This window comes from Mesorhizobium sp. WSM4816, from assembly GCF_055811535.1.
In genome coordinates this window covers 114,804-132,362 of the sequence record NZ_JBVVQR010000004.1, presented here as the reverse complement: position 1 = coordinate 132,362, position 17,559 = coordinate 114,804, and the positions used below count along the sequence as shown (strand labels likewise).

Annotated in this window: 14 protein-coding genes; 7 read left to right on the top strand and 7 right to left on the bottom strand. The window is 63.4% G+C overall.

The window, feature by feature from the left end:
- The first annotated feature begins 279 nt into the window (after positions 1–279).
- From galE to AC0L3H_RS06830, 4 genes are all read left to right on the top strand, one after another.
- On the top strand, positions 280–1,275 hold the full coding sequence (gene galE, locus AC0L3H_RS06845; protein ID WP_287236274.1) for a UDP-glucose 4-epimerase GalE: 996 nt from the start codon (positions 280–282) through the stop codon (positions 1,273–1,275).
- A 112-nt stretch (positions 1,276–1,387) separates the two neighbouring features.
- Positions 1,388–2,638 (top strand): D-amino acid dehydrogenase, encoded by a 1,251-nt coding sequence (locus AC0L3H_RS06840; protein WP_473584949.1) that lies wholly within the window; start codon positions 1,388–1,390, stop codon positions 2,636–2,638.
- A 74-nt stretch (positions 2,639–2,712) separates the two neighbouring features.
- Complete coding sequence (locus tag AC0L3H_RS06835; RefSeq protein ID WP_473584948.1) at positions 2,713–3,888, top strand: alanine/ornithine racemase family PLP-dependent enzyme; 1,176 nt, start codon at positions 2,713–2,715, stop codon at positions 3,886–3,888.
- Positions 3,885–4,538: an arginase family protein gene (locus tag AC0L3H_RS06830; RefSeq protein WP_473584947.1), complete on the top strand. Its 654-nt coding sequence runs from the start codon at positions 3,885–3,887 to the stop codon at positions 4,536–4,538. Before AC0L3H_RS06835 ends, AC0L3H_RS06830 begins: the two co-directional genes overlap by 4 nt.
- Here the strand turns inward: AC0L3H_RS06830 and AC0L3H_RS06825 are convergent, their stop codons facing one another.
- The 7 genes from AC0L3H_RS06825 to AC0L3H_RS06795 form a co-directional block, all read right to left on the bottom strand.
- Positions 4,539–5,909: an FGGY-family carbohydrate kinase gene (locus tag AC0L3H_RS06825; RefSeq protein ID WP_473584946.1), complete on the bottom strand. Its 1,371-nt coding sequence runs from the start codon at positions 5,907–5,909 to the stop codon at positions 4,539–4,541.
- Complete coding sequence (rhaM, locus tag AC0L3H_RS06820; protein ID WP_473584945.1) at positions 5,906–6,223, bottom strand: L-rhamnose mutarotase; 318 nt, start codon at positions 6,221–6,223, stop codon at positions 5,906–5,908. Before rhaM ends, AC0L3H_RS06825 begins: the two co-directional genes overlap by 4 nt.
- Positions 6,223–7,224: an ABC transporter permease gene (locus AC0L3H_RS06815; protein WP_473584944.1), complete on the bottom strand. Its 1,002-nt coding sequence runs from the start codon at positions 7,222–7,224 to the stop codon at positions 6,223–6,225. Before AC0L3H_RS06815 ends, rhaM begins: the two co-directional genes overlap by 1 nt.
- Positions 7,221–8,198, bottom strand: a complete 978-nt coding sequence (locus AC0L3H_RS06810) for an ABC transporter permease (RefSeq protein ID WP_473584943.1) — start codon at positions 8,196–8,198, stop codon at positions 7,221–7,223. Before AC0L3H_RS06810 ends, AC0L3H_RS06815 begins: the two co-directional genes overlap by 4 nt.
- Positions 8,195–9,736, bottom strand: a complete 1,542-nt coding sequence (locus tag AC0L3H_RS06805; protein WP_473490458.1) for a sugar ABC transporter ATP-binding protein — start codon at positions 9,734–9,736, stop codon at positions 8,195–8,197. The genes AC0L3H_RS06810 and AC0L3H_RS06805 overlap by 4 nt, the downstream gene beginning before the upstream one ends.
- Positions 9,737–9,820: 84 nt before the next feature.
- Positions 9,821–10,816: a rhamnose ABC transporter substrate-binding protein gene (gene rhaS, locus AC0L3H_RS06800; protein ID WP_473584942.1), complete on the bottom strand. Its 996-nt coding sequence runs from the start codon at positions 10,814–10,816 to the stop codon at positions 9,821–9,823.
- 48 nt (positions 10,817–10,864) lie between these two features.
- The gene (locus AC0L3H_RS06795; RefSeq protein WP_128247541.1) at positions 10,865–11,674 is read right to left on the bottom strand and encodes a DeoR/GlpR family DNA-binding transcription regulator; all 810 of its coding nucleotides are present in this window, start codon (positions 11,672–11,674) and stop codon (positions 10,865–10,867) included.
- A gap of 213 nt (positions 11,675–11,887) precedes the next feature.
- Here AC0L3H_RS06795 and AC0L3H_RS06790 point away from each other — a divergent pair, with 213 nt between their 5' ends.
- From AC0L3H_RS06790 to ggt, 3 genes are all read left to right on the top strand, one after another.
- Complete coding sequence (locus AC0L3H_RS06790; protein WP_473584941.1) at positions 11,888–13,990, top strand: bifunctional rhamnulose-1-phosphate aldolase/short-chain dehydrogenase; 2,103 nt, start codon at positions 11,888–11,890, stop codon at positions 13,988–13,990.
- A gap of 178 nt (positions 13,991–14,168) precedes the next feature.
- Positions 14,169–15,461 (top strand): L-rhamnose catabolism isomerase, encoded by a 1,293-nt coding sequence (gene rhaI / locus AC0L3H_RS06785; protein ID WP_473584940.1) that lies wholly within the window; start codon positions 14,169–14,171, stop codon positions 15,459–15,461.
- Positions 15,462–15,825: 364 nt separating this feature from the next.
- Positions 15,826–17,559 carry a gamma-glutamyltransferase gene (ggt, locus tag AC0L3H_RS06780; protein WP_473584939.1) on the top strand — a complete coding sequence of 578 codons (1,734 nt, stop codon included), beginning with the start codon at positions 15,826–15,828 and terminating at the stop codon, positions 17,557–17,559.

The following is a 17,559-nucleotide window of genomic DNA, read 5'->3' as shown; positions in this document are numbered from 1 at the left end:
CGGCTTCCCAATTTTTCCGTGGGATCATAATCATTGCCCTATTCGCCGTCTACTTGGCCTTTTTGGTCAAAATGCCACGCCCCAAGCCTGTTCCTAACGGCCACGGATCATGGCCTATTCCCTTGATGTGGATCAATTTTGTTTCAGGACGATGCCATGCGCCGATGAGACTGGTTACCGCAGGCACTGGTGGACATGGACTAATGGCCTGGCGGCAGACTTTCCAGTAAGGCGGGTGTTGAGACAGCTTCCGACAAATCTTGAGCAGCGAGGACACGGATGACGGTTTTGGTGACAGGCGGCGCCGGCTATATCGGCAGCCATATGGTCTGGGAACTGCTGGACGCGGGCGAGAGCGTTGTCGTCCTCGACCGGCTTTCGACCGGCTTCGAATGGGCGGTGGCGCCGGAGGCAAAGCTTGTCGTCGGCGATGTCGCCGACAAGGAGCTGGTCGGCGGGGTCATCCGCGACAATCATGTCGATGCGATCATCCATTTTGCCGGCTCCATCGTGGTTCCCGAATCGGTCGCCGACCCGCTCGGCTATTACGAGAACAACACCTGCAAGACGCGCACGCTGATCGAGACCGCGGTGCGCGAAGGCGTGCCCAATTTCATCTTTTCCTCGACCGCCGCCGTCTATGGCGGCGCCGGGCTGGAGCCGGTGCGCGAGGATGCGCGCCTTGCACCGGAATCGCCCTATGGCCTGTCCAAGCTGATGAGCGAATGGATGCTGCGCGACGCCGCAATCGCCCACGGCTTGCGCTATACGGCGTTGCGCTACTTCAACGTCGCCGGCGCCGATCCGAGGGGCCGCACCGGCCAGTCGACGCCGGGCGCCACGCATCTGATCAAGGTCGCCTGCGAGACGGCGCTCGGCAAGCGGCCCTTCATGGAGGTGTTCGGCACCGACTATCCGACGCCCGACGGCACTTGCATGCGCGACTACATCCATGTCAGCGATCTGGCGGCGGCGCATCGGCTGGCGCTGGAACGGCTGCGCGCCGGGGGACCAAGCCTCGTCGCCAATTGCGGCTACAGCCACGGCTATTCGGTGCTCGAAGTTATCGACAGCGTGCGCCGCGTCTTTGGCCATGATTTCGACGTGCGGATCGGCGAGCGCCGTGCGGGCGACGCGGCGGCGGTGGTCGCCAATTCGGAGCTGGCGCGCCGCGAGCTCGGCTGGACCCCGCAACGCGACGACCTCGACCAGATCGTCGCCGACGCGCTGGCCTGGGAGCGTATCCTGACCGGCAAGAATTCGGCGCGGAGCTGAAGTCCCGGTTTTTTCTCCGTGGGCTCGTAGGTCGAGCGTAGAAGCGCTATTGAAGGAGCTGCGCGGCTGAAACGTGGAGGCGTTTCGGCCGTATCTGATCCTTGGGGGCGGCATGAAGATATTGGTCCTTGGCGCTGGCGTCGTCGGCACGGCGGCGGCCTATTATCTGGCGAGCGACGGCCACGAGGTGACCGTGATCGATCGCCATCCGATGGCGGCGCGCGGCACCAGCCAATCGAATGCCGGTCTGGTGTCACCCGGCGACGCCACCGCCTGGGCCTCGCCCGCTGCGCTGAAGACGTTTTTGCGCGCGCTCTACAACCACGATCTCGGCATCAAGGTGCGGCTGCGCTTCGATCCTTATTTCTTCGCCTGGAGTCTGCGCTTCCTGCGCCAATGCACGCATGCGCGACTGCGCGCCAACACCGACATCAAGCTGCGCCTGGCGCTTTATTCGCGCGACTGCATCAACGCCATCTCGGCCGACACCGGCACTCACTATGACGAGCGCAAGAAGGGCATTCTCTATTTCTTCCGCTCGCAGCAGAGTTTTGATACCGGCACCGACAATTACCGCTATCTCGCCGAGCACGGTCTGCCGATCGAGATCGTCGGCCGCGAGCGGCTGGTCGAGATCGAGCCCGGCCTTGCCGGCGCCAGGGACAGAATAGCCGGCGGCGTCTATTCGCCGATCGACCAGACCGGCGACTCCAGCCAATTCACCCGAAACCTCGCTGCCTATGCCGCCGAGAAACTCGGCGTCCAGTTCCTCTACGGCACGACGGTCGAAGGCCTCGACATCGAAGGCGATCGGGTGCGCGCGGTGATGACCTCGGCCGGCCCGATAACAGCCGACGCCGTGGTCATCTCGATGGGGCCGGAGAGTGGCCTGCTCGGCCGCCGCTACGGCATCGACCTGCCTGTCTATCCGGTCAAGGGCTACACCGCGACCGTGCCGCTGGAGGACGAGGGCAAAGGGCCGACCATGGGCGGCGCCGACGAGGATCAGCTTATCGGCTATTCCAGGCTCGGCAACCGGCTGCGGCTTGCTTCGACCGCCGAGTTCACCGGCTTCGATCGCAGCCACAAGCCGAGCGATTTCGCCGCCATGTTCAGGACCGGCAAGGAGCTTTTCCCAGGCGCCTTCGACGAGAACAAGGCCGAGCTCTGGGCCGGCTTGCGGCCGATGATGCCGAACTCGGTGCCGGTCATCGGCCGGGCGCGCTACAGCAATCTCTACCTCGATACCGGTCACGGCCATGTCGGCTGGACCATGGCCTGCGGCTCCGGAAAATTCCTTGCCGATATGGTCGCCGGCCGCAAGCCGGAGATCGACCCGCAAGGACTGGTCTACGTCAATTGAGGGAGAATTAATCGTCGTGTCGGCACCGGGAAGATAAATGCGTCTAATACCGTGCACAAATTCTGAGTAGAAAAATGTCGGGACCGCAAGTCGCCATCGATCTTGGCCGCATCGAGCGCAACGCGCGCAACATAGTCGACCGCTGCGCCCTGTCCGGCATCAAGGTCTTCGGCGTCACCAAGGGCACTTGCGGCATGCCGCAGGTGGCGCGTGCCATGCTGCGCGGCGGCGTCGCCGGCATCGCCGAATCGCGGTTCGAAAACATCCGCCGGCTGCGTGACAGCGGCATCAATGCCCCGATCATGCTGCTGCGCAGTCCGCCGATGGCGCGCATCGAGGAGGTGGTGCGCACTGTCGACATCAGCCTGCAATCCGAACTCGCCACCATCTGCGAAATATCGCGCATCGCCGAGCGCATGGGCCGCGTCCACGACATCATGCTGATGATCGATCTTGGCGATCTCAGGGAAGGCATCTGGCCGAACGACCTCATCCCGACGGTCGAGCAGATACTGGCGCTCGGCGGCGTGCGCATCGCCGGCATCGGCACCAATCTCGGCTGCTTCGGCGCCATCATGCCGACGCAGGAAAATCTCGGACAGCTCGTCGCCCATGCCTACAAGACCGAGCGCCTGTCCGGCGCAAGGCTCGACTGGATCTCGGGCGGCGCGTCATCGTCGCTGACGCTGCTGCTCGAAGGCAGGCTGCCCGCCGGCATCAACAATCTGCGGGTTGGCGAGGCGATCCTGCAGGGTGGCGTCGAAACCTTCCGCGACACGCCGTGGGCCGAACTCGAACCCGATGCCTGCCGGCTGACCAGCGACATCATCGAGGTCAAGCTGAAGCCGTCGCGGCCGATCGGCCAATCCGGCTACGACGCTTTCGGCAACCAGCCGGTGTTTGCCGACGATGGCGACCGGTTGCGCGCCATCGCCAATATCGGCCGCGAGGATGTCTTGATCGAAGGTTTGACGCCGATTGCCAAGGGCGTGCGGGTGCTCGGCGCCTCCAGCGACCATCTGCTTCTCGACGTGACCGATGCCGAGCCGCCACCCGCCGTCGGCGATCGTGTCGCCTTCCGCATGAGCTATGGCGCCATGCTGCTGGCAATGACCTCGGAATATGTCGAAAAGGCGCCAATGCACGATGTCGAGGATTTCTCCGGCCGCAAGATGGTGTCGATATCTGCCGAACCGGCGGCGGCCGGCATCCTGGCCAGGAGGCGACCGGCGCCCGGCTGGAGGCGATGAATTTCGATGTCGTCGAACTGGCCGATATCGAGCGGCCGCCGTCCGGCCTGGTCCGGCTCACCGCCGGCAGCGATCGGCGCATCGCCCACAAGGCGCTGACGGCGACCGCGCGGGCGACGCACTCGTTTGGCCTGATCTGGATCGATTCCATCGCCGCGCTGATGCCCGAGGACGAAGACGGCATCGACCTGCCGGAAGCTTCGGTGCTGGCGCGGGCGCTCGGCCTCGATCACAAGCCCGGCGCGCTGCAGCCACAACTGTCGCCGGAAAACGTCGGCATTGTCGGTTTGCGCCATGCAGATCCGGCCGAGGCCCGGGTGCTGAAGGATTCGCGCGTCTGCGCCTTCACCATGACCGACATCGACGCCATGGGCATGCGCGACGTGATGCACGAGGCGATCCGCATCGCCTCCTCCGGCACGCAAGGCTTTCATGTCAGCTATTCGCCTGAGGTGACCGAATTCGCCGGCTGGGCGGCAGGCTCCGGCGGCATTACGGTGCGCGAAACGCATCAGGCCATGGAGGCGATCGCGTTGTCCGGCGGGCTGTTGTCGATGGACGTTTCCGGCCTGACATCAGGTCTGGAACCGCGATTGGCGGCGGAAACGGTCAATTTCGTCATGTCGGCGTTTGGCAAGCGGATTTTGTGATCAGCCCTGTGCGTCGACCGCCGCGCGCCATGAACGTGCATAATCCGCCCAGGCCGGGTCGACCGGCGGTTCGAACCTTTCGCCGGGGCCTTGTACCGTTCCTTGGTCCGACGCCAACAGGGCGGCGCCGATGCTGGTGCCGGTTGCGGCCTCCGACGCGATGACGGCACGTGCGGTGGCTGCAGCGAGCATGCGCGTGAAAAGCCGGTTGCGGGCGAACGGCCCCTCGACGGTCGTCGGGCCGCCGGCGTCGATCAGGTCGAGGCAGGTCGCGGTCATCAGCGCCAGGTAGAAAGAGATGGCGGCAAAGCGCTGGCCGCCGTTGATGCCGTCGGCGTCGAGCCATGCTGCTCTGTGGTGCGGGAACGGCCCCGAACCCTGTTGGGTCGAAGGCAGCAGGGACGTCTTCCGCGCGAGCACTGTGGCTATGTCCGCTTCGGTCCAGTCATCCGATTGGCCTTCCGTCAGCAGCGAAAACTCACGGCCGCCCATGAAGCGTGCCGAGGGCACTGGATCACCGAGCGCGTTGACGTTGACCAGCGTGTCGCGGGCCGGGTCGAGCGTGACCTTGTTGCCGCCGACAGCCATCGACACCACCCAGGTGCCGGTCGAGACGACCGAGAACGGCGGCGTATCGGACAGGAGATGCGGCAGCAGCGAGGCGTTGGAATCGTGCAAGCCGCAAAACACCGGCGTTTGCGGATCAAGCCCGGTCCGTATCGCAAGCGCGGGCAGGATCGGGCCAAGGCGATCTTTCGCCGGCCGCACCGGCGCCATCAGATGGCGCCATTGCATCTTGTCGACCAGCGACGAAAAATCGGCCTTCCACGGGTTCCACAGATCGGTGTGGCAGCCAAGCGAGGTCACTTCATTGGCGGCGACGCCGGTCAGGCGCAAGGCCCAGTATTGCGGGTACATCAGCATCGCGGCGGCCTTCGCGAACTCCGCCGGGAAGCGCTTCTGCTGCCAGAACAGCTGCGCGCCGAGATTGAGGCCGACCGGCAGGCGCGGCGTGCCCGTCTCGGCGAAGGCCGGACGGTTCGTGTCATAGTCCTCGGCAAGGGTGTCGGGCCCGGCAAATTCATAGTCGAGCACCGGCAGCACCAGTTCGCCGGCAGTGTCCACCAGCACGCCCGTCGCGCCATGGGTGGTGATCGATATCGCGTCGATGCGCTGTTCGCGATTGATCTCGGCGAGGTTGTCGAGGATGAACGACCACAGAAGCTCGACATCGTGGTGCGGGTAGGGACCGTCAAGGACAGGCGCGTTCGCCATGCGGCGCAGCGCAACTTCGCGCAGATCGGCGAGATCGACCAGCGCCACCTTGGCGTTGGTCTTGCCGATATCGATGACGGCGACGTGGCGGGTCATTCCATATGGAACATTGTTTCCAGCGGCACCGCCACCGGCTCGTTATCAGGTCTGGTCTCCATGATGTTGGCCATTTCAGCCCACCAGCGCTGCATCACCTTGTGCTTTGGCAGGTCGTCCATGCCGTGGCCGTCACGCCGCCACAGCACGCCGAACAGTATGTTGGTCTCATCGTCGAGATGGATCGAATAGTCGGAAACGCCGGCCTGTTTCAGCAGTGCGACCAGCGACGGCCAGATGTCGTCATGGCGCCTTTTGTATTCGGCCTTCATCCCCGGATAGAGCTTCATCTTGAACGCGTATTTTTCGGCCATCAGGTAAAACGCTCCCGCCGCACCCGCCGCCAGACGATCGGCAGCGCGATGACGATGATCAGCAGCAGGCCGATGAAGATCGACATGACGATGCCCGGCACATTGAGCAGCCCCAGGCCGAAAGTCACCAGCCCCATGATGAAGGCGGCGAGCACCACGCCCAAAATGCTGCCGGCGCCGCCCAGGATGCTGACGCCACCCAGCACCACCATGGTGATGACTTCCAATTCATAGCCTTGCGCGATCGATGGCCGGGTCGAGCCGAGCCGCGAGGTGATCAGCACCGAGGCGATGCCCGCCATCAGCCCGGTCAGGCAGAACAGGATGAACTTGATGCGGCCGACGCGCACGCCGGAAAACTGTGCCGCGACCGGGTTGTTGCCGATGGCGAAGACGCGGCGGCCGAAGCTGGTCCGGTGCAGAAGGAACCAGTAGATGACCGCCGCGACGAGGAACAGCGTCAGCTCGAACGACACCACCCACCAGACATAGCCCTGGCCGAAGAAGGCGAAGCCGGAGGGATAGCCTTTGTAGGCCTGGTCGCCGAGGACGATGAAGGCGATGCCGCGAAACAGGCTCATCGTGCCGATGGTGACGACGATCGACGGCAGGCCGAGCCTGGTGACGAGCAGCCCGTTGAAGGCGCCGCAGCCGAGCCCGACCAGGATGCCGATCGCCACCAGCACCGGCGTGCCGGCGCCGGCCTGCACCGCCATGCCCATCATCGTCGAGGCCAGTGCAATGATGGCGGCGACCGACAGGTCGATCTCTCCGGAAATGATCAGCAGCGCCATGGCGAGCGCGATCAGCGCCTTCTCGGTGAAGTTGAAGGTCAGGTCCGACAGCGACCACGCGTCGAGGAAATAGGGCGAGGCGAAGCTGTTGACGGCAAAGATGGCGACCGCCACCGCGACCAGCAGCGCCTCCCACGAGAAGATCGCCGAGTTGAGCGGCGCGTCGAGCCGGTCGGGAATGTGGCGCGGGGCTGGGGTGTCGGTCATGCCGCTTCCGCCTTCTTGAGAATAATGCGGCCTTGCCGGCGTTCGCCGCGCGCGTTGAGCACCACGGCCAGGATGATGGCGCTGCCCGAAATCGCCATCTGCCAGAACGGCGAGATGTTGATGACCGGCAGCGCGTTGGAGATGATGCCGAGGAACAGCGCGCCGAGCACCGCTCCGCCCACCGAGCCGATGCCGCCGGCGATCGAGATGCCGCCGATGACGCAGGCGGCGATGATGTTGAGCTCGTAGCCATTGGCGACCTCGACCGAGGCGATGACATAGCGCGAGATCCAGAGATAGCCGCACAGACCGGCGGCCATCCCCGAGATGCAGAAGACAATGAACTTGGTGCGGCCGACATCGATGCCGGCGTAGATCGATGCTGTCGGATTGACGCCGATGGCATAGATCGAGCGGCCGAGCGCGGTGCGCGTCATCAACAGGAAGAACAAGGCGATGACCAGTATGGCGATCCACGACAGCACTGGAATGCCGAGAAAGGCCGCGCGCTGCAGGCCGATGAAATCAGGGCTCATCTGATCGGCATTGACCCAGGCGCCGCCTGAAATGACGAAGGTGGCGCCGCGATAGATGGTGAGCGTGCCGAGCGTCACCACGATCGAGGGCATGTTCAGCCGCCATACCAGCAGGCCGTTGATCGCGCCGAGCACCAGGCCGACCAGAAGTGCGATGACGATCAGCAGCGGGATCGGGATTGCCGGATGCGCTGCGTTCAGCATCGCCACCACCATGCCGGTGAAGCACAGGTTGGACGCCATCGACAGGTCGATCGAGCGGGTCAGGATCACCACCATCTGCCCCAGCGCCAGGATCATCAGGATCGAGGTGTCGTTGAACACCTGGCGCAGATTGGCCGGATTGGCAAAACCCGGAAAGCGCATCGAGATCAGCCCGATCAGCACGACGATTGCCGCGAGCAGCCAGACTTCGCGATACTTCAGAAAAGCCTTCATGCTGCGATCCCTGCTGCCGTCTTGACCAGCGTCTCGGCGTCGAGCTTCTTGTTGTCATAGATCGAGGCGATGCGGCCCTCGCGCATGACCACGACCCGGTCGGACATGCCAAGGATCTCGGGCAGTTCGGACGACACCATGATCACCGACAACCCTTGAGCGACCAGCTCGGCCATGAAGCCGTGCACGGCGGCCTTCGAGCCGATGTCGATGCCTTTGGTAGGCTCGTCGAGGATGATCACCTTGGGCGCGGTCGCCAGCCATTTGGCGATGACGATCTTCTGCTGGTTGCCACCCGACAGCGTGCCGACATCCTGGCTGAGCGAGGCGGCGCGCAGGTCGAGCCGCTCGGTGTAGGCACGGGCCAGCGCGAACTCTTCCGCCAGTTGCAACACACCTGACTTGGACGTTCGTTTGAGCGAGGGCAGCGAGATATTCTGGAAGATAGGCAGGCCGATCACCACGCCTTGCTTGCCGCGTTCTTCCGGCACGTAGACGATACCGGCATCGATCGAATCCGCCGCCGATTTCGGGGCGATCGAGTTGCCTTCCAGCGTGATGGTGCCGCTGCTGGTGCGGGTGATGCCTGATATCGCCTGCATCACCTCGCTGCGGCCGGCGCCGACAAGGCCGTAGAAGCCGAGGATTTCGCCCCTGTGCAGCTCGAAGCCGATGTCGTCGAACTCGGTCGGATGCGACAGGCCGGAGACGGCAAGCACCGGCGCGCCGATCTCGGCCTTGCGCTGCGGAAAGATGTGATCGACGGCGCGGCCGACCATCATGCGCACGATCTGGCTCTGGCCGGCATCCCTGATCAGGCCTTCGCCGACCATCTCACCGTCGCGGAACACCGTATAACGGTCGGCGATGCGGTAGATTTCGTCGAACTTGTGGCTGATGAACAGGATCGCCTTGCCTTCGCTCTTCAGGAACTCGACCAGCAAAAACAGCTCCTCGATCTCCTTCAGCGACAGCGCTGCGGTCGGCTCGTCCATGATAACGATCTGGGCATCGATCGACATGGCGCGGGCGACCGCGACGAGGTGCTTGTTGGCGATGCCGAGATCCTTCAGCCGCGCATCGGCGTCGATGTGGCCGGCGCCCATGGTGTTCAGTACTTCACGGGCATTCTTGCGCATGGTGCGCCAGTCGATGGTGCCGAAGCGCGATCGCGGCGCATGGCCGAGAAAGATGTTTTCGGCCACCGTCAGGTCGTCGAACAGCACGGTTTCCTGGTGGATGGCGGTGATGCCGTGCCCGAAGGCGGCATGCGCGCTGGGCAAGGTGACGGCCTGGCCATCGATACTGATCGTGCCTGTGTCAGGCTGGTAGATGCCTGTCATGATCTTGACCAGCGTCGACTTGCCGGCGCCGTTCTCGCCGATCAGCGCGGTTACCTGGCCGGGGTAGAGCGACAGGCTGACGTCGTGCAGCGCGCGCACGCCGGGAAAACTCTTCGAGATGCCGGCCAGGGTCAGGCGCGGAGCCGCAGCCAAAGGCTGCTCGGTGGTCGGGTCGAGTTGGGCTGTCGTGTCCATGGTCGTATCAAGCCCTGAAGCAAGGTTCGTTTGAAGGCGCGGCGGAACCTGAGCCCCGCCGCGCCGGCTTGAAGCGCTCCAGGATCAATAGATCTTGGAGAACTCTTCGATGTTCGACTTGTCGAACTTGAAGGGCGGAGCCATCGCGGCCGAGTTGGTGTCGTCGAGGGTGACTTTGCCGACGCGGCCGATCGACAGCGTCGCACCCGGCTTGGCTTCTTCCTTCTTCACCGCCAGATCATGGGCGAGGTAGACGGCCGAGTAGCCGAGATCGATCGGGTTCCACAGCGCAACCGCCTGGCTGGCGCCGTTGTCGATGAACTTCTTGAACTCCGACGGCAGCGCCAGGCCGGTGACGTTGACCTTGCCGATCAGGCCTTGGTCGGTCACCACCTGGGCGGCGGCGACGACGCCGACGGTGGTCGGTGCGATCATTGCCTTGAGGTTCGGATAGGATTTCAGCAGGCCCTTGGCCTCGTCCGTGCTCTTGGCCGAGTCGTCGTCGCCATAGACGGTAGCGACGAGATTGATCTTGGGGAATTTCTCCGGCAGCACCTTTTTGGCCGCTTCGATCCAGGCGTTCTGGTTGGTCGCGGTCGACGAAGCCGACAGGATGGCGACATCGCCGCCTTCCGGCAGATAGTCGGCGGCAAGCTTGATGATGGTCTCGCCGATCAGGTTGGTGTCCGACGGGTTGAGGTGGAGCTGGCGGCCTTCCGGAGCGACGCCGGAATCCCACGAGATGACGGTGATGCCGCGATCCATCGCCTTCTTCAGCGCCGGCACCAGCGCGTCGGCGTCATTGGCCGAAATGGCGATCGCGTCGACTTTTTGGGCGATCAGCGAATTGATCACCTCGATCTGCGCTTCGGCGGTCGCCTTTGTCGGGCCGGTGTAGATGATGTCGACATCTCCGAGTTCCTTGGCCGCCTCTTCGGCGCCCTTGTTGGCGGCATCGAAGAAGCCGTTGCCGAGCGACTTCACAACCAGCGCGATCTTGACGTTCTCGGCATAGGCCGCATTCACGAACATGGCGGCCGACAACGCCGCCGTGACCATCAATTTCTTCAAGAAGCTCATTCGAATATCCTCCCTTGAGCGTTGCATTCCATCACCGCTGCGGTCGTCTCAGGCCTGCAGCGAAGATTCTTCCTTGTTGCCTAGCGTTGTGCGGGCGACGACCAGCGTCACACCGGCGGCCTCCAACATCTTGGCCTCGCGATCCTCGATGCCGTCGTCGGTGATGACCGTGGCAATGCGCGACAGGCCGCACAGGATCAGGCTCGAGCGTTTGCGGAATTTTGACGAGTCGACCAGCACCACCAGTTCGTCGGCCTGATCGATCAGTTTCTGCTCGGCCTGGATCAGCAGCGGATCGCCTTCCATCAGGCCGAGTGGCCCGAGCCCTTGCGCCCCCATGAACATGCGGCGCGCATAGAAATTGCGCGTCACGTCATTGTCGAAGGGCGACAGGATGATGTTCTGCTCGCGGTAGATGGTGCCGCCCGACAGCATCACCGTGTTCTTGGAGTGCTTGAGCAGGTGCTCGGCGATCGGGAAGGAGTTGGTGAAGATCGGCATGCGGCGACCGGTCAGGAAATGCACCATCTGGAAGGTGGTGGTGCCGCCATTGATGATGATCGGCTCGCCGTCCTTGCACAGTTCTACGGCGTCCCGCGCGATCGCCCGCTTCTGCGCAGCGTTGATCGTCTCGTTGACGGAAAAAGGCCGGCCGGCAAGGCCGATGAATTGCGGCGGGGTGATCGCCTCGGCGCCGCCACGCACCCGGCGCAGGCGCTTTTGCACATGCAGTGCGGCGATGTCGCGCCGGATCGTCGCCTCGGATGAATCCGTCAGGTCGACCATCTCCTGCACCGTCACCACAGGCTTTTCCTGGACGGCGGACAAAATGATCCTGTGGCGCTCTTTCTCGTGCATGGTTCCTCCCTGCTTCAGCATCTAGGCACCCAAAACGCGCAGTGTCAATCATTTCCGATCATATAATTCCATTGTGCAGTGCAATATGATCAATCTTGATCGTTTGTGATTGACAATGCCGCTGCTTCCGTGGACATTCGACCGAAGCTGACCCGCTATGCGGTCGCAATTGACCGCACCGTTTGCGCGTCTCACGTCACGGGAGGATTACCTATGCTTGACAAGCGCTCCGGCACGCGCCTCGCCAATCTTTGGGATGAGGCGACAGCCCTGGGAATGAGCGAGCCGGAACGTCTCGTCTACGGCTCGAATGTTCTTGGCTCCGACAAGCGCGTCACCAACTATGGCGGCGGCAACACCTCTTCCAAGATCTGGCAAAAGGATCCGCTCACCGGCGAAAGCGTGGAAGTGCTGTGGGTGAAGGGATCCGGCGGCGACAGCGCCTCGATTAAAACAGACGGTTTCGCCACCCTCTACATGGACAAGTTGCGCGCGCTGAAGGGTCTCTATCGCGGCCTCGAGCATGAGGACGAGATGGTCGCCTATCTGCCCCATTGCACCTTCAATCTTAACCCACGCGCGGCCTCGATCGACACGCCGCTGCACGCCTTCGTGCCGAAGCCGCATGTCGACCACATGCATCCCGACGCCATCATCGCGATTGCCGCCGCCAAGGATTCGCAGGCGCTGACCAGGGAGATCTTCGGTGACGCGATCGGCTGGCTGCCATGGAAGCGTCCGGGCTTCGAGCTCGGCCTGTGGCTGGAAAAATTCTGCTCCGAAAACCCTGAGGCCAAGGGCGTTGTGCTGGCAAGCCATGGCCTGTTCACCTGGGGCGACACTCCAAAGGAATGCTACGAGACGACGATCTCGGTGATCAACCAGGCGATCGACTGGTTCGAGCGCAAGTCTGAAGGCAAGCCGATCTTCGGCGGCGAAGTCGTCAAATCGCTCGACGCGCCGGCGCGTCGTGCCGTGGCGGCAAGGCTGATGCCGAGGATCCGCGGCCTGATCTCGGAGAAAAGCCACAAGCTCGGCCATTTCGACGATTCGCCGGCCGTGCTCGAATTCGTCAATTCGAAGGATTTGCGCCCGCTGGCGGCGCTCGGCACCTCCTGCCCGGATCATTTCCTGCGCACCAAGATCCGGCCGCTGGTCATCGAATTCGATCCCAAAAATCCCGATGTCGACGCCGTCATCGCCCGTCTCGCCGACGATGTGGCCGAGTATCGCGTTGGCTACCAGGCCTATTATGACAGGTGCAAGCATGCGGATTCGCCGCCGGTGCGTGATCCGAACGCCGTGGTCTATCTGATGCCCGGCGTCGGCATGTTCACCTTCGCCGGCGACAAGGCGACGGCGCGCATTTCGGGCGAATTCTACGTCAATGCCATCAATGTCATGCGCGGTGCCTCGACAGTGTCGACCTATGTCGGCCTGCCCGAGCAGGAAGCCTTCGACATCGAATACTGGCTGCTCGAAGAGGCGAAGCTGCAGCGCCTGCCAAAGCCGAAAGCGCTTGCCGGCCAGATCGCGCTGGTCACCGGCGGCGCCGGCGGCATCGGCCGGGCGACGGCCAACCGGCTGCTGCGCGAGGGCGCCTGCGTCGTGCTGGCCGACATCGACGAGACCGCCCTTGCCAGCGCCAATGACGAATTGGCCAGGGCCCATGGCAAGGATTTCGTGCGGCCGGTGGTGATCGACGTCACGTCGGAGGACCAGGTGATCGCCGGTTTCGCCGAGACGGCTGTCGAGTTCGGCGGCATCGACATCCTGGTGTCGAATGCCGGCCTGGCAACCTCGGCGCCGATCGAGGAGACGACGCTGGCGCTATGGAACAAGAACATGGACATCTTGTCGACCGGCTATTTCCTCGCATCGCGCGAAGCATTCCGGCTGTTTCGGGCGCAGAAGATCGGCGGCAATGTCGTCTTCGTCGCCTCCAAGAACGGGCTTGCCGCATCGCCCAATGCCGCCGCCTATTGCACGGCCAAGGCCGCCGAAATCCATCTGGCGCGCTGCCTGGCGCTGGAAGGCGCGGAGGCCCAGATCAGGGTCAATGTCGTCAATCCCGACGCCGTGCTGCGCGGCTCGAAGATCTGGACCGGCGAGTGGAAGGAACAGCGCGCCGCCGCCTACAAGATGTCGACTGACGACCTTGAGGAACACTACCGCTCACGCTCGATGCTGAAGCGTTCGGTGTTCCCCGAAGACATCGCCGAGGCGATCTATTTCTTCGCCTCCGACATGTCGGCCAAGTCGACCGGCAATATCGTCAATGTCGATGCCGGCAACGCCCAGAGTTTTACGCGCTAGGCGATCATTTTTTGAGGGTGGCGCTGCCCCTCACCCTTACCCTCTCCCCGTGAACGACGGGGAGAGGGGGTCGCCAATGCCGGACACGCTTGTCCTTCTCCCCGTCGCTATACGGGGAGAAGGTGCCGGCAGGCGGATGAGGGGCAGCGCCAACCGAACGCATTTGGGAGGAAGCACCATGTCCGAAACCATCATCTCAGCCGACATCGTCGACAGGGACAATCTCGCGCGCGCGGCCGAGCTCAAGCGCGATTACGATGCGCTCGGCGAACGCCTTGATCGCCGCGGCATCGCCGTCGACGCCATCCGCGACAAGGTCGAAAAATTCGCCGTGGCGATCCCGTCCTGGGGCGTCGGCACCGGTGGCACCCGCTTTGCCCGCTTTCCCGGCGCCGGCGAGCCGCGCGATATCTTCGACAAGATCGAGGACTGCGCCGTCATCCGGCAGTTGACGCAGGCGACACCCACCGTCTCGCTGCACATTCCGTGGGACACGGCCGACCCGAACCGGCTGAAACAGGCGGCCTCGCGCTTCGGCCTCGGCTTCGACGCCATGAACTCCAATACCTTCTCCGACGCCAGTGATCAAAAACTGTCCTACAAATTCGGCTCGCTGTCGCATGCCGACGCCGGCACCCGCCGGCAGGCAGTCGAGCACAATCTCGAATGCATCGAGATCGGCAAGACGCTCGGCTCAAAGGCACTGACGGTGTGGATCGGCGACGGCTCGAATTTCCCCGGCCAGGTCAAATTCGCAAAGGCGTTCGAGCGCTATCTCGACGCAATGAAGGAGATCTACGCCAAGCTGCCGGACGACTGGAAGCTATTCACCGAGCACAAAATGTACGAGCCGGCCTTCTATTCGACGGTCGTGCAGGATTGGGGCACCAACTACATCATCGCCAAAGAGCTCGGCGACAAGGCCTTTTGCCTGGTCGACCTCGGCCATCATGCGCCCAACGTCAACATCGAGATGATCGTGTCGCGGCTGATCCAGTTCAAGAAACTCGGCGGCTTCCATTTCAACGATTCGAAATATGGCGACGACGATCTCGACGCCGGCTCGATCGATCCCTACCGGCTGTTCCTCGTCTTCAACGAACTGGTCGATGCCGAGCTTGCCGGTGCCGAAGGTTTTGATCCGGCTCACATGCTCGACCAGAGCCACAATGTCACCGACCCGATCGAAAGCCTGATGCTGTCGGCGGTCGAGGTGCAGCGCGCCTATGCGCAGGCGCTGCTGGTCGATCGCCAGGCGCTGGAAGGCTATCAGGATGCCAACGACGCGCTGATGGCGACGCAGACGCTGAAAGCCGCCTATCGCACCGACGTCGAGCCGATCCTCGCCATGGCGCGGCTGAACACGGGCGGCGCCATCGATCCGGTCGCCACCTATCGCGCCGCCGGCTACCGAGCCAAGGTCGCGGCGGAACGGCCGGCGGTTGCCGGCGGCGGCGGTGGGATTGTTTGATGTCGGCCTGAAACAAAAAAACCCGCCTGAGGCGGGTTGCGGCGCGATGCGAGAGAGGCGTCGGCTAATTTCGAAAGCCTTCGCTTGTCATCAGCCTACCTACGCTGCGACGCAACTGCCAAATCTCCGCCATCTGCGATTAGCTACCAGCCAACACGCCTTCGTCATCCTAGGGCGGAGCAGGAGCGAAGCGACGTCGCGGAGACCCTAGGATCCATGCCGTTACATCAGCCGAAGATCGCAACGGTGGTTACGAACCGAACCGGCGCAGGCGTGCAAGCCCGCCGAAATCTTCTTTATTGTCAGTAGACTCAACCGCTCCAAACGGCTTTTCTAGGCGCATCCCACGCCCCGGAGAACGGCCATGCACCGCCGCACCCTAATCGCACTCAGTCTTTCCCTCACCTTGACCTTTGCGCCGCTGGCGGCCGCATTGGCCGCCTCGCCGCAGCCGGCGAAGGGCGAGCATGGCATGGTGGTGACCGCCCAGCATCTGGCGTCTGAAGTCGGCGTCGAGGTGCTGAAGAAGGGCGGCAACGCCGTCGATGCCGCAGTCGCCGTCGGCTACGCACTGGCTGTGGTCTATCCAAGCGCCGGCAATATCGGCGGTGGCGGCTTCATGACCATCCGCTTCAAGGACGGCCGCTCGACGTTCCTCGATTTCCGCGAGCGCGCGCCGCTCGCCTCGACGAAAACCATGTATCTTGACAAGGACGGCAAGCCGGTGAAAGGCGCCAGCCTCGACGGCTATCTCGCTGTCGGCGTGCCGGGCTCGGTGGCAGGCTTCGAGACCGCACGGGAAAAATACGGCACCCTGACGCGGCAGGACTTGATGGCGCCGGCCATCCGCTATGCCAGGGATGGTTTTGTGCTGGAGCAGGGCGATGTCGCCTCGCTCGAAGGCGGCGCCGCGCGGCTGGCCAAGGACCCGGCCGCGGCCGCCATCTTCCTGAAGCCTGACGGCAAGCCCTATGCCGTCGGCGAGCGCCTTGTCCAGGCCGATCTCGCCGCCTCGCTCTCGGCCATCTCGGAACGAGGTCGTGATGCCTTCTACAAAGGACCGATCGCCGACGGCATCGTCAAGGCGAGCGCGCAGAAGGGCGGCATTCTGGCCAAGGCGGATTTCGAGACCTACGCGGTCCGCGAGCTCGAGCCGGTGACCTGCAATTACCGCGGCTATGAGATCACCTCCTCGCCGCCGCCGAGCTCGGGCGGCGTCATCATTTGCGAGATACTCAACGTGCTGGAATTCTACCCGCTGTCCTATCTCGGCGCGGGTTCTGCCGAAACCATCAAAGTCATGGTCGAGGCGATGCGTCACGCCTATGTCGACCGCAATTCGGCGCTCGGCGATCCCGACTTCGTCGACAATCCGGTCGAAAAGCTGCTCGACAAGAACTATGCGAAGGAAATCCGCGAAAAGATCGATCCGTTCCGGGCCGGCGTGTCGCAGGATCTGATGCCGAAGGGTTTTGGCGAGAGCCAGGAGACGACGCATTATTCGATCGTCGACAATGACGGCAACGCCGTCGCGGTGACCTATACGCTGAACGGCTCGTTCGGCGCCGCCGTCGTCGCCGACGGCACCGGCATCCTGCTCAACAACGAGATGGACGATTTCACCCAGAAACCGGGCGTGCCCAATCTCTACGGCCTCGTCCAGGGCGAGGCGAATGCGATCGCCCCGAGGAAGACGCCGCTGTCGTCGATGAGCCCGACCATCGTCGCCAAGGACGGCAAGCCGTTCATGGTTATCGGCAGCCCCGGCGGATCGCGCATCATCACCATCACGCTGGCAGCGATCGTCAATGTCGTCGATCACGGCATGAACATCCAGGAGGCGATCGACGCGCCGCGCATTCATCACCAATGGCTGCCCGACACGGTCTATGTCGAACCGTTCGGCCTGTCGCCCGATACCGAAAAACTGCTTGCCGGGATGGGCTACCGCCTCGACGTCACCGATGCGACCTGGGGTCAGGCGGCCGGTATCCTGGTCGGCGGCAAGAGCCTGGCCGAGATCGAAAAGGGCGGCGGCGCCCGCTACAATGGCGCCATCGACAGCCGCGCCGCGTCCGGCGAGGCGATCGGATATTAA

Bases quoted from the DNA above. Each gene is read 5' to 3' on its own strand.
- AC0L3H_RS06825 (WP_473584946.1), bottom strand. From the start codon at position 5,909: ATGACCCGCCACGTCGCCGTCATCGATATCGGCAAGACCAACGCCAAG.
- rhaM (WP_473584945.1), bottom strand. From the start codon at position 6,223: ATGGCCGAAAAATACGCGTTCAAGATGAAGCTCTATCCGGGGATGAAG.
- AC0L3H_RS06805 (WP_473490458.1), bottom strand. From the start codon at position 9,736: ATGGACACGACAGCCCAACTCGACCCGACCACCGAGCAGCCTTTGGCT.
- AC0L3H_RS06840 (WP_473584949.1), top strand. From the start codon at position 1,388: ATGAAGATATTGGTCCTTGGCGCTGGCGTCGTCGGCACGGCGGCGGCC.
- AC0L3H_RS06790 (WP_473584941.1), top strand. From the start codon at position 11,888: ATGCTTGACAAGCGCTCCGGCACGCGCCTCGCCAATCTTTGGGATGAG.
- ggt (WP_473584939.1), top strand. From the start codon at position 15,826: ATGCACCGCCGCACCCTAATCGCACTCAGTCTTTCCCTCACCTTGACC.
- AC0L3H_RS06810 (WP_473584943.1), bottom strand. From the start codon at position 8,198: ATGAAGGCTTTTCTGAAGTATCGCGAAGTCTGGCTGCTCGCGGCAATC.
- AC0L3H_RS06830 (WP_473584947.1), top strand. From the start codon at position 3,885: ATGAATTTCGATGTCGTCGAACTGGCCGATATCGAGCGGCCGCCGTCC.
- rhaI (WP_473584940.1), top strand. From the start codon at position 14,169: ATGTCCGAAACCATCATCTCAGCCGACATCGTCGACAGGGACAATCTC.
- rhaS (WP_473584942.1), bottom strand. From the start codon at position 10,816: ATGAGCTTCTTGAAGAAATTGATGGTCACGGCGGCGTTGTCGGCCGCC.
- AC0L3H_RS06795 (WP_128247541.1), bottom strand. From the start codon at position 11,674: ATGCACGAGAAAGAGCGCCACAGGATCATTTTGTCCGCCGTCCAGGAA.
- galE (WP_287236274.1), top strand. From the start codon at position 280: ATGACGGTTTTGGTGACAGGCGGCGCCGGCTATATCGGCAGCCATATG.
- AC0L3H_RS06815 (WP_473584944.1), bottom strand. From the start codon at position 7,224: ATGACCGACACCCCAGCCCCGCGCCACATTCCCGACCGGCTCGACGCG.
- AC0L3H_RS06835 (WP_473584948.1), top strand. From the start codon at position 2,713: ATGTCGGGACCGCAAGTCGCCATCGATCTTGGCCGCATCGAGCGCAAC.